The organism is Helicobacter trogontum, assembly GCF_000765905.2.
Classification (GTDB): Bacteria; Campylobacterota; Campylobacteria; order Campylobacterales; family Helicobacteraceae; genus Helicobacter_A; species Helicobacter_A trogontum.
On record NZ_JRPL02000019.1, the window covers coordinates 29,512 to 41,849 of the forward strand.

The following is a 12,338-nucleotide window of genomic DNA, read 5'->3' on the forward strand; positions in this document are numbered from 1 at the left end:
TTTTTTTCTACAATACTCCCAAGCAAGTAAAATTGCAAAATTAATTTTTAGGGGAAAAATATGTTGAAAAAAACTTTTGTTTCAGCGGCACTTTGTCTAGGTTTGGCAGGTGTAGTATCAGTTTTGAGTGCAAAAGATCTCAAAGGCTTTTCTCATCCAGAAAGTGTTCATGGGAGCAAAAATGTTGTGTTTGTAAGCAATGTGGGTGAGCAATTAGAGCCTTTAGCAAAAGATAATGATGGCTTTATCTCAAAGCTTGATAAAGATGGCAATGTGCTCGCAAAAGACTTTATCAAAAATCTTGATGCACCAAAGGGTATGAATAGCATTGGAAATACGCTTTATGTTGTAGATATTGACAAGCTTAAGGGCTTTGATATGGATAGCGGCAAGGAAGTATTAAATATTGATGTAAAAGGTGCAGTCTTTTTAAATGCAATTGAAGTTTTGGATAATAAGACTTTGTTAGTAAGTGATACTGGCACAGGTATTATTCACAAAATTGATCTTGCAAACAAAAAGTATGAAACTTTTGTAAAGCTAGATTCTAAATTTGGTGGTCCTAATGGTTTATTGATTGATAAGAAAAACAATCGCGTAATCACGGTAGGTTATGATCCAATGGGCAAAGGTAAGGGAAGTATCGTGGCAATTGATTTGAAAAGTAAGCAAATCAAGGCTTTAAGTAAGCCACTTGGCGCATTAGATGGTATTGTTTTGGCAAAAAATGGCGACTTGCTAGTAAGTGATTGGGGTGAAAATCTCCAAGGTGTTATCTATCGCATCGATAGTAAAGGCAATATCACTAAGTTAAAGATGGGTGCTATCGGTGGTCCTGCTGATATGTTTAGCGATGGTAAAAGCCTTTGGATACCTGCAATGGCTGAAAACAAGGTAATTAAAATCGATTTACCTTAATTTATCATTGCCCTAAAGGTTAGGGCAAAATTAGTTACTTGTGAAATTCATTTAAAATTGTAAAATTCTTGGAGGGGGCTCTTTTTATTTTACCAATTCTTTTGATTCTTATTGTTTTGTAATTCTTACTTTCCAGCATGTGATGTTTTATTTAGATATTTCTTAAAATGATTTGATGATTCTATAATATTGCATATATGGTGTAATATTGTTGTGGTATTTAAGCAACAATACATAAGATTTTTATCATACTAGCCAGTTTTTTAAGACAAATCTTTTTCGCCATTCTTCTTTAATTATTGATATTTGCTTTTAGAATTAGTGTTTTCTGTATCAGTCAAATTTTCATGAAAGCCTATAGGTAAATTACTGAGAAAACTATAATTTTATTAGGTAAGTTGAGTTAGATTTAGGATGTAGTGACATTTTATAAGATTTGAGAAACACTTATTGCATTTCCCAAACTGAAATAAGCATGAACTCACTTATTTCGCATATGTGTGTAAATAACTTTGTTCATAATGCGGAGAGATTATAACATATTAATAAACTTCATATGTTATTTTTTCTTCAAGTTTTTTTTAGAATATCAATATTTTTCCATTCGACAAACCAATTTTTTTGTTTTAATGAAAAATTAATAATATTGCTGCAATCATCTTTATTTTTATATATAAATGATGCTATCTCTCTTTTAAAATTTATATCAAGAAATGGGCAAGAAAGTGTGTCCATGATTAGCAATAGCAATTCAGTATCTTTTATGTCTTTTGAATTAATAGTTTTGCATTTATCTGTAATTTTTTCTTGTATATATTTTTTTATATTGTTATATTCAAAATCGTTCTCAATATAATAAAGTAATACCACGATATCAAAATAATTCATCTCATTATTTAAAAAAAAATTTCTAATTCGTAGTTATTTAGTTTTATGTATTTTTTTTATTTCTCTTAGATTAATTAGCAAGTATAGGTTTTCGTTTCTTGTATATTTTTTAGAACTATTTTTCTTTAGAGTATGATAAATTTCATCAAAAATAGTTTTGTAAAATTTATTTGTTTGCAGAGGTCTAAAATATAGATATCATTGCTTAAGATTTTATTATGGTGAATGATGTGATGGAATTTAATTTTATGTTTAAAGCATCATTACCTCTTTTTGCTCACATGATAATAAATGCAACTATTCTTATACACTATGGGTGATAGTAAACTTATGTGCTACAATGTGTGTTAATAGGTTATTACTACTAATATAGAGCTCCTTAATGCTTATTTAAAGCGCAAGGGTGTATATTTTTTACTTTTTCCACATTACTGCATTGCAGTAATTACTTATTAAGCTGCAAAGAGATTGTGATTTATTGAATTTAAATAAGCTTATTTTTTATTCAAAATATCATACTATGGATTTTTACATTTTTTAAACATGACAATATCTCTAAGGCCATGCCTCTCATGGTGTAATGCGGGCTATTGTATTATTTATGTGGGGTATAGACGTTTGATGTCAAGAAGAAGTGTGTAATTATAATCATTCAACCTTTTCTATTTCAATCAATGCTGCCTCGCTTTTTCGCAATGCAACTTGTGCACCATTTACATATACGCTATAAGTGTGTTGCCACATTGACACATATCCAAGTCGCACAAAAGCTCCCTCACAGATACCTAGAGAGTGAAGTCTTTGTATCAGAAGATTCTGCATACCACGTACAGATCTCACTTTATAAGTCTCATTGTGTCGCATATCAAGCAAAGTCATCAAACACCACCATATAACGTCTATTCCAAAAATGAAAAAGTACTCAAAATGGTAACATAAAATTATAAATTCGCAATCTTTATGCTACAATTTGCTCCTAAGATTTGTAGTGAACAATATTTTAAAAAGCAATTTATTGAGGAAATATCCATGAAATTTCACCAGCATATCTCTGCTTTGCCTACCTATGAAGTTGGAAAACCATTAGAGCTCGTTATGCGTGATTACAATATTGAGCCGCAAAATATTATCAAGCTTGGCAGTAATGAAAATCCATTAGGCACATCGCCACTTGCAAAGAAAGCAATCATTGAAAATGCAAACAATGCATATGTGTATCCTGATGATTCTTATTATGAGTTGAAGGAATCTCTCGCAAAGAGATATAATATCCAAAGCAACCAAATTATTATTGGAAGTGGTAGTGATCAGATAATTGAGTTTTGTATCCATGCAATTTGCGATAAAGATACCAAGGTACTTATGGCAAAAACAACTTTTGCTATGTATGCCATCTATGCAAAACATTGCAATACTACTATTTTACGCACAGATGATTTTTTTCATAATCTAGATTCTATGCTGCAGTATTATGAAAAGTATAAACCTAGCATAATTTTTTTATGTACGCCAAATAATCCTCTTGGCGAAGCATTACGTAGAGATGAGGTGCTCGAGTTTTTGGGAAAGATTGGCAAGGAATGTTTGGTAGTGCTAGATTGTGCTTACATGGAATACTGTGCCTATAGAGATTCTGATTATGCGATTACCCCTAAAGATATTATAGGCTTCTCAAATGTGATTTATTTGGGGACATTTTCTAAAATATATGGACTAGGTGGTATGCGTGTTGGATATGGTATTGCAAATACTGATATAATTAACACACTAAGTAAGATAAGACCACCTTTTAATATTACGACGCTCAGTCTCAAGGCGGCAAATGCAAGTTTGCTTGATGAGCAGTTTTTACTAGATTCTGCGGCAAACAACTTTAAAGAGATGGAAAAGTATAAAAATTTTGCGAGGCAGTATGGAATCGAGATGCTAGAATCTTATGCAAATTTTATCACTTTTATATTGCATAATAAGTTAAATTCCACTAAAATAAGCAACTCATTGTTACAACAGGGAATTGTTGTGCGAGATTTGGCGAGTTATGGGCTTAATGCTATACGAATCACCATTGGAATCCCACAGCAAAATGACATTGTTATACAAAAACTAATAGATATACTGCAAGAATTATGAGTATTCTAAGGAAGGTGAATTTTGGATTTTAAAGCGATATTTACGCAGTTGCAGAATTTGATTAAAAAGTTAAATCGAAAACAGCAAATCGTTATTCTTGTAACTGTTATTGTTGTTGTTGCCTTTCTATCATATCTTATCGTATCTTCTCTAGGTTCGAAGAAGGGGAGCAACGTTGATGGTTTTGGGATTCTTTTTGCGGCTGAGAATCCTTCAGATGCAGGATCTGCGATAAATTATCTTAAACAGCAAAATATTCCTTATAAAATGATTAACGAAAATACCATCGCGGTGCCACAAGATCAAGTTTTTGTTTTGCGAAATGAGCTTGCTGCACAAGGGATTATAAAAGGTAGAGTTGATTATGATATTTTCAATGAAAATAGCTTTGGTGTAACACAAAGTGAGTTTGATGTTAAAAAGTTGCGTGCGATCAAGGGGCAGCTTGAAAAGACATTAATGGCGTTGGCTCCTATACAAGACGCAAGGGTAGAAATTGCAGAACCAAAGGATGATGTATTTGTAAAAACTCGTGCTGTGCCTAGTGCAAGTGTCGCATTAACGCTTAGAGATGGAATGACATTAACGCAAAATCAGATTTTTGGCATTCAGAATCTTATTGCCAATTCATTTAATGGGCTTAAACCAGAAAATGTAATTATGGTGGATCAATATGGCAACCCACTAAACAAGCGTGATGAGGCAACAATTGAGAATGAACAAGCATTTAAAAACTTTGCTTATAAGGTGCAGGCTGAACAAGAAATCGCAAATAAGATAAGACAATCTCTAAGCCGACTTGCCGGTGGCACAGATAGGATGACTGTCAGTGTGAATCTAGATTATGATTTTGGGAAACAAGAAAGTACAGAAGAGATCTATAGCAAGGAACCCGCTATTGCAAGTGAAACGGGTAAAGAGATAAAGAGAAAGGGGCGTGCACCAAAGGATCCAGGTGGCGTTCCGGGTGTTATAAACAACATTGCTGAGGTTAAGGATTTAGATTCCAATAATCAAGAAGAGTATGAAGAGAGTCAGTTTGTCAAAAACTATATACCAGATAAGAAAACAACGACTATGCGATTACAGACACCACAACTTAAGCGTATGACTGTTGGGGTTGTGATTGATGGTACATATACCGAGGAAACAAACGAAGAAACAGGCTTTATCACAATGAAGTATACGCCACGAAGTGCAGAAGAGCTTGCAGAAATTAAAAAAATTGTTGAAGCAAGCTCTGGTTACGATGAAAGTCGTAATGATATTGTGAGTGTTATCGCTGGACAGCTTAATGCTGTAGGTTCTGGCACACCACCGTTAACAAATTTTGAAAAAGTTGCTCAAGCAGTTGAGAAATATCTTGGCCCTTTTATGCCACTGTTGCGTTATGTGCTTGTTGTTATTGTGCTGTTTTTCTTCTACAAGAAAGTTATTGCACCATTTGCAGAACGCATGCTTGAAGTCCATGAAGAAGAGGAAACAGAAAAACAGCCATTGTTTGATTTTGATGATGATGATGACACTCTAAATAGAGCCAATGAAATGCGTAAGAGAGTGGAAGAACAGCTTGGTATTGGTAGCGGGTTTAATGAAGATGCTGTAAAATATGATGTGCTATTAGAAAAAATCAAAGAAGCAGTGAGAACGAAACCAGACGAGATAGCAGGTCTATTTCAGGCACTTATACGCGATGAAATAGAAATGAAATAGAATAAGAGGGACAAAAGATGGCAATGACCTTAACTCCGAAACAAAGAGCACAATACGATGAACTTTCTATGTCTGAAAAAGTAGCTATTTTACTTATTCAAGTTGGAGAAGAAATTACAAGTGAAGTTTTTCATCACTTAGATATAGAATCTATTACTGAAATCAGTAAACATATTATGCAACTAGGTGGCACAGATAAGGCTGTTGGTGCTGCTGTATTGGAAGAATTTTACACGATATTGCAATCTAATCAGTATATCAATTCTGGTGGTGTTGATTACGCAAGAGAACTTCTTATTAAAACGCTTGGTCCAGAGATTGCAAAGAGAGTGCTTGATAAACTTGCAAAAACTATGCAATCTACAAAGAACTTCGGCTATTTGGATAAAGTAAAACCGCAACAGCTCGCAGACTTTATTGTGAATGAGCACCCACAGACTATAGCTTTGATTTTAGCACATATGGATTCTGGTGGTGCAGCTGAAACTCTAGGATTTTTTACAGATGAGTTACGTGCTGAAATCTCCATTCGTATGGCAAATTTAGGTGATATCTCACCTTCTGTTGTAAAAAGGGTTTCAGCAGTGTTAGAACAGCAAGTAGAATCACTTACAAGCTATAAAGTTGAGGTGGGTGGTCCTCGTGCAGTTGCTGAAATGTTTAACCGTATGGGGCAGAAAACTGCAAAAGCTACATTAGCACAAATAGAGCAAAGAGATGAGCAACTTGCTAATGAAATCAAAGAAATGATGTTTACTTTTGAAGATATGATTAAACTTGATAAATCTGCTATTATTGAAATTCTAAAAGTTGCAGACAAAAAAGATTTGGCATTGGCGTTAAAGTCAAGTGCTGATGAATTGAAACAGAAGTTTATGAGCAATATGAGCTCTAGAGCAAGTGAGCAGTTTGCTGAGGAAATTCAATTTTTAGGTGCAGTTAAGGTACGTGATATAGAGGCAGCACAAAGAAAGATTATTGAAATAGTTCAAAATCTATCCGAACAAGGCTTAATACAATTAGGAGAGCAAGACGATGTTATCTCGTAATCACAATCTTATACAAGATGAACAAAAAGGCGAACATTCGATCAATAAATATGAATTCAAAGCCATTGTTCCATTGGAGGTTCATACAAATTCGAGTGTCGATTCTGCAGAAAGCATAACAGATGAACAAAGTGTTGAGCAGGTGAATGCATATCGCCCCCAGCCTATGAACTCTTTAGAGAAAGAATTAATTGAGAAATTACTGCATAAGAGCGATGAGTTGTCTGGTAATCTAGCAAAGCTTGAAATGCAATTTGAGAAAAGCCAGGTTAGTATGCAAGAGACACTTGAAAAAACAAGTGATGAGTCGTATAAAAGGGGTTTTGAAGAGGGGAAGAATGAAGCAAAACAAGCTATGGAAGCAGAAATACGAGCAGAGCGTGAAAAAATAGTGCAATCACTCATTACCTTGGAAAACACACTTAAACAATCACAAGTTCATCTCGAAGCTCTTGAAAAAGAATTAAGCTCTATTGCCATTGATATGGCAAAGGAAGTTATAGTAAAGGAAATCGAAGCAAATTCACAAAGAGTTGCTTTGGAGCTTACAAGATCTTTGCTATCAAATATTATGGAGGCAACACAGATTAGCATCAAGGTGAATCCTATTGACTATGTATATTTGAAAGAAAATTTAAAAGACAGGGAAAAGATACAAATTGAAGCCGACAATGCTATTTCTCGTGGAGGCATTGTTATTTCTTCTAATCTTGGCAACCTTGATGGAAATGTGATGTCTCGCTATAAAATGCTGAAGCAATCAGTGCTAGATAACTTAAATGATTAAAAAAATAGGATAGTGGTTATGGCGATTTTATTTCCTGCAATTGATTTGCTAAATGGGAAGGCTGTGCGTTTAACAAAAGGTGAAAAAAGTAGTGTCAAAGAATATGGTAATGCACTTGATTTTGCGAAATATTTTGAAGATTGTGGTGCGACATGGTTACATATGGTCGATTTAGATGGTGCATTTGAGGGAAGTCCAAAGAATCTTAATGTGATAGAGCATATTGCAACTAGCACTAATTTACATATACAAGTTGGTGGCGGTATTCGCGATGAGGAGACGATAAAAAAATATATGAATGTTGGGATACATCGCGCAATTTTAGGTTCTGTTGCCTTGCAAAACCCAGAGTGGGCTATCTTAATGGCAGATAAATATCCAATCGCTTTAAGCATAGATTCTAAAGATGGCAAGATAGCTACTCATGGTTGGGTTAATGTGAGTGATATTAAGGCGAGTGAATTTGTTGCCAATCTAAAATGTAGTAATGTGCAAGCAATAGTGTGTACAGACATTCAACAAGATGGTATGCTTTCTGGTATTAATTTTGCTTTAACTGAGGAGATTGCAGAAATCAGCGGTATCTTTACTATTGCAAGTGGTGGTTTTTCTGGACAGAAAGATTTAGATATGCTACATAATTACCCAAAAATTGGCGGTGTTATTATAGGAAAAGCGTTTTATGAGGGTAAGCTTGATTTTAAAAGTATAAAATTTTAATCTTAGTTATTAAAAGTATGTTATAATACGCCGATAAGGAAATTAATTAATTTGTGTAAGGAGCAAACATTGAAATTGCTTGTAGTTGATGATAGTTCTACGATGAGACGGATTATTAAAAATACTCTTCAAAGACTTGGTTATGAGGATATTTTGGAGGCTGAGCATGGAGTTGAAGCATGGAATCATATGAGTACTGTGGAGGGTATCAATGTATTAATCACAGACTGGAATATGCCAGAAATGAATGGTTTGGAACTCGTAAAAAAAGTTCGTGCAGAGGAAAAATATAAAGATATTCCAATTATTATGGTAACAACTGAGGGTGGAAAGTCAGAAGTTATTACTGCATTGAAAGCAGGAGTTAATAACTATATAGTTAAACCTTTTACACCACAAGTTCTGAAAGAGAAGTTAGAAGTTGTGTTAGGGATTAATGAATAAAAGACCGCTTTGTTCAGCTTTTTTGTTTGCTCACACTTATACAATAGGTTGATTGTATAAGTGTGAGTCCATTAGAATAAATAAGAATAATTCGCACCTAAAAATACTTGAAATCCTACAATGTTTTCTGTCGCTTTTGAATGGGTGGCAACGCTTTTTGTCGAAAACTCGAACTGGTGGTGTTTTGCTACAACGGTTCTCACACCAAGATTTAGTCCTATTGTAATTCCGCTGAAATTTGGAATATCTATGTTTTGAATGGTTAGTGCACTACCGCCAGGATACAATGTAGTCATATAACCTGCACTCATACCAATATATATACCGACTTTTTGCGATTCCGTGCTAGTAAAATCATGCATGAAATCCATATTCATATCACCAATCACTGTGATACCTGATACTTTTAAGTCTCCGAAAGCATAACTTGGTGCACCAAAAACACCGCCAATACTGAGATAGTATCTCATACCATTTGTTTTATCAAAATATCTTTGTCCTCCCACACGCACATTGAGACCAAAACCAGCATTGATTTGTATTGTTTCTTTTGTTGGAATGCCACCTTGTGCGGTATTACCACCAATTGTTAATCCTGTATTTGTAAGTGCTCCTACAGAACCACCAAAATCAACACCAAGAAAAAAGCCATTTCCTTTGTTATCAGCAAATGACATATTTGCACAAACGCAGCTCACAAGAACCGCACTTAACAGATGCTTTCTCATATAGATCCTTGAATAAAAATTTATACTATAATCGTTCATTTATATTTTTTTTAAACTAGAAAAATAGACAACATGCTTGTTTTATAGGTCATTTTATACCACATCTCTCCTATCTGTATAATACATTTTGGCTATTATGTTTATGTTAAATACATATTGATTTATATCTTTATGTGCTCTGCATTGTTATAGGCTCAACCTCTTTTTATTGATAGTTCGATTATAAAAGAGATGTTATGAGGTATGTTGTAACACTTCTTATTAAAAATTATAGAGGTATAATGTGAATCTTATTTCATTATTTATCCAATAAATATTCACAAGTTAGTGCCATAATGTGTAAATAGATAATAAAAATTATAAGAGATCATCAAAGCATTCATTTATAAATTGTTTTAAGACAAATTAGCTTTATGAGCTTATGTTGGTAGCTTAAGATCTGTGCCGATGAAGTCTCGCCCTAAATCCTTTGCACATTCAAACACGCTAAAACCTCCACTTGCTGGATCTAGTATTAAATCGCCTACATTAGTGCAAGATTCAATCAAGATCCTTTGCAATCCTTTGGGTTTTGAATGTGGGTGGACTTTTAGTTCATTGATTGGAATCTTTTCACTCCATACATCACGGATATTGCGTAATTTCCAGGTATTTTTTGCTTTGATTGGAAGTTTCTGCAAGACAAGTAAATATTCAGCCTGTCTTCTTGTGCGATAACCCATACCCATTTTCATCTTATCCCATGTAATGAGATCTACAACCTGTAATCTTGCATGTTCTATCCATGTCTTTACGCCTTCGCATAGATGGAATTTATCAATCCACAACATAAGGTAGCAACTTGGTTTTAGCACACGAGCAATCTCGTAAATAAATATCTTAATTTGTTTTTCACTCATTTGCAAAAGCGCGTTTCTTTCCTTTTGTCGTTTTCCTTCATTGCCATAACGCATTTTGTCAAGTACGCCGCGATATTGTGGATCAAAAAAGCATAAGTCAACACTACAAGATTCTAGACTTACCATGAGGTCTAAGCCATCAATGTTAAGTTTGGTGTTGCGTGGATATTGTGCATTTTTAGATTCCATAATTGTGCCTTTAGTGAATAACATGATATAATGTTTATGGTTGTATAAAGAAATTGAGATTATAACATAAGCTATACTTAAACAGACTACTGATACACATCTACATTCTATAATACGCACTATTTTAAGCCATATTTACCAAGTTTTTAGCTTTTGTGCTACGTTTTTGAGATAAATAAGAGTTAAGTGGGCATAGGATGCAGACTATCTGCGTATTAGTGTGCTCCTAACAAAAATGTATAAAATCGTCGATCTAGTACAGAAAGAAAGGAATATACATGAGGAAAAAAGCCGCAGCACTCGCATATGAGGAATATAAAGATCACGCTCCACGTGTCGTTGCAAGTGGGCAGGGAAAGATTGCAGAGGCAATTATCGCAAAGGCAAGAGAATATCAGGTACCACTTTTTTGTAATGCCGAACTTGTTGATTCTCTTATAAAAATGGAAGTGAATAGCAACGTGCCAGAGGCATTATATCAAGCCGTTGTGGATGTTTTTGTATGGTTGCAAAACACAGAAAATACAGCACATATTAGTAAAAAATTAGAATGATGTAATATATATCTGATTTTTTAAGTATATCTATATAGCTTTTTGGTATAACAAGACTTCTGTTTTTTATATTGTTTATGCATATGTCTGCGTAAAGCTAAAATTAACTTTTTATTTGGTAAGCAATAATAGGGTAACAAGATAGTTTGATCCATGAATTATTTTCAAGATTTCAAATCTATATACTTGATTAAACTCTGTTAGCTATTTTTCATATGTAAATCCCTATATATTATTCTACATCACAACAAGTTGTTATAAAGTTGCATTTAGATACACTTGATTGCTACAAAGCAACACAATTAAATATGTTTAACTTCAGATATTTATACATATTGCTTAAGTAATTAACTGCTGAGATATGCTTATTTAATGAACTTTTTTGTCTATTATAAAGAAATCCTAGGATTTGCAATGGACAAAAATAGACGTCCTTAAACAATTGACTATGTTTCTCTTGGATTATCTTGTATAATATTTTTCGTATCTTACTTTCTAATGAAATATCATTTTTGCCTAAAGCTCTTGCTCTATTTGCCATATTTTTTATTTCTTCTTTTATAAATCTTTCTTGTTGTTCTTTGCTATGAAATATAAAGAGTTTTACTATATAATCATAAGGAAGTATTATCTTTCTAGCTCCAGGTGTATTGCAAGCATATAAAGCTTTGATATTATTTCTATTCTTATCATCACATAAACTTAAAGTAAGCATTTGAGCTAGAGCACTACCCAGAGAGTGTCATGTAATGGTTAGAGACTCTTTTTCTTTGATTTGTGGATAATTACTAGCACAAGTTTCATAAAAGTTTATCATATCATCATATTGTTGTCTTGGTATAGAGCCTATAGTTAAAGAAGCATCAGCTACAAATAAATCTTTAAAGGAATTCATTTCTGTTCCTCTAATAGCTAAAATATAATTGATATAGCCATATTCACTTGTATAGCTTTCTTCTTTAGTTTTACTATTAATTTGTTTTCTTTTCTCTCCAAATAAAGTAGCAGAGAATCCACTTTCAGTATTTGGTTGATGAATGAGTAAATCATAGCGAGAAAAGAATCTTTTTGCTTGGAGTAGGGAGAAGTGCCACCCAAGAAATGTTTATGATACCAAGAATCTTGAGGTTTGCCAATATGTCTTTAAAATATTTATATTCTATATTAAGAATGTCTGCAGGGGTGGGGTAAATGGATTGTAATTGTTCATCGGTTTTACTAGAATCTAAAATAGAGATTTTTAGAAAAGATTCAAATAAACTTGTTAAAGATTTTATTAAACAGCAAAGGAAAATAGATATAGCCTTTATCGATCCACC

Annotated in this window: 13 protein-coding genes; 8 read left to right on the plus strand and 5 right to left on the minus strand. The window is 33.5% G+C overall.

Annotated elements, in window-relative coordinates; genetic code table 11:
* Window positions 1-63: 63 nt before the first annotated feature.
* Window positions 64-918: an NHL repeat-containing protein gene (locus LS81_RS07710; protein WP_411710190.1), complete on the plus strand. Its 855-nt coding sequence runs from the start codon at window positions 64-66 to the stop codon at window positions 916-918.
* A gap of 570 nt (window positions 919-1,488) precedes the next feature.
* On the opposite strand, the gene LS81_RS07715 is transcribed toward LS81_RS07710, so the two are convergent.
* On the minus strand, window positions 1,489-1,806 hold the full coding sequence (locus tag LS81_RS07715) for a hypothetical protein (RefSeq protein ID WP_034345160.1): 318 nt from the start codon (window positions 1,804-1,806) through the stop codon (window positions 1,489-1,491).
* Window positions 1,807-2,454: 648 nt separating this feature from the next.
* The gene (locus tag LS81_RS07720) at window positions 2,455-2,685 is read right to left on the minus strand and encodes a FeoA family protein (protein ID WP_034345158.1); all 231 of its coding nucleotides are present in this window, start codon (window positions 2,683-2,685) and stop codon (window positions 2,455-2,457) included.
* Window positions 2,686-2,835: 150 nt separating this feature from the next.
* Between LS81_RS07720 and hisC the strand changes: the two genes are divergently transcribed.
* From hisC to LS81_RS07750, 6 genes are all read left to right on the plus strand, one after another.
* Complete coding sequence (gene hisC / locus LS81_RS07725) at window positions 2,836-3,936, plus strand: histidinol-phosphate transaminase (RefSeq protein ID WP_104696458.1); 1,101 nt, start codon at window positions 2,836-2,838, stop codon at window positions 3,934-3,936.
* Between the two features lie 21 nt (window positions 3,937-3,957).
* Window positions 3,958-5,649, plus strand: coding sequence for a flagellar basal-body MS-ring/collar protein FliF (gene fliF, locus LS81_RS07730; protein ID WP_034345155.1), 1,692 nt, complete (start codon window positions 3,958-3,960; stop codon window positions 5,647-5,649).
* Window positions 5,650-5,666: 17 nt separating this feature from the next.
* Window positions 5,667-6,698, plus strand: a complete 1,032-nt coding sequence (gene fliG, locus LS81_RS07735) for a flagellar motor switch protein FliG (RefSeq protein WP_034323274.1) — start codon at window positions 5,667-5,669, stop codon at window positions 6,696-6,698.
* Window positions 6,685-7,485 carry a flagellar assembly protein FliH gene (fliH, locus tag LS81_RS07740; RefSeq protein WP_034345151.1) on the plus strand — a complete coding sequence of 267 codons (801 nt, stop codon included), beginning with the start codon at window positions 6,685-6,687 and terminating at the stop codon, window positions 7,483-7,485. The genes fliG and fliH overlap by 14 nt, the downstream gene beginning before the upstream one ends.
* Window positions 7,486-7,503: 18 nt before the next feature.
* Entirely contained in the window at window positions 7,504-8,205 is a 702-nt protein-coding gene (gene hisA / locus LS81_RS07745; protein ID WP_034345149.1) for a 1-(5-phosphoribosyl)-5-[(5-phosphoribosylamino)methylideneamino]imidazole-4-carboxamide isomerase, read from the plus strand.
* Between the two features lie 69 nt (window positions 8,206-8,274).
* Window positions 8,275-8,649, plus strand: a complete 375-nt coding sequence (locus LS81_RS07750) for a chemotaxis response regulator CheY (RefSeq protein WP_034323820.1) — start codon at window positions 8,275-8,277, stop codon at window positions 8,647-8,649.
* A gap of 71 nt (window positions 8,650-8,720) precedes the next feature.
* Here the strand turns inward: LS81_RS07750 and LS81_RS07755 are convergent, their stop codons facing one another.
* The gene (locus tag LS81_RS07755) at window positions 8,721-9,377 is read right to left on the minus strand and encodes an outer membrane beta-barrel protein (RefSeq protein WP_034345146.1); all 657 of its coding nucleotides are present in this window, start codon (window positions 9,375-9,377) and stop codon (window positions 8,721-8,723) included.
* A gap of 419 nt (window positions 9,378-9,796) precedes the next feature.
* Window positions 9,797-10,465: a DNA-methyltransferase gene (locus LS81_RS07760; RefSeq protein WP_034345143.1), complete on the minus strand. Its 669-nt coding sequence runs from the start codon at window positions 10,463-10,465 to the stop codon at window positions 9,797-9,799.
* Window positions 10,466-10,743: 278 nt separating this feature from the next.
* On the opposite strand from LS81_RS07760, the gene LS81_RS07765 reads away from it, so the two are divergent.
* Window positions 10,744-11,019 carry an EscU/YscU/HrcU family type III secretion system export apparatus switch protein gene (locus LS81_RS07765; protein WP_034345140.1) on the plus strand — a complete coding sequence of 92 codons (276 nt, stop codon included), beginning with the start codon at window positions 10,744-10,746 and terminating at the stop codon, window positions 11,017-11,019.
* A gap of 742 nt (window positions 11,020-11,761) precedes the next feature.
* Here LS81_RS07765 and LS81_RS12035 read toward each other — a convergent pair.
* A complete protein-coding gene (locus LS81_RS12035; protein WP_199769744.1) occupies window positions 11,762-11,914 on the minus strand; it encodes a hypothetical protein in 153 nt (50 codons plus the stop codon).
* Window positions 11,915-12,338: the final 424 nt, after the last annotated feature.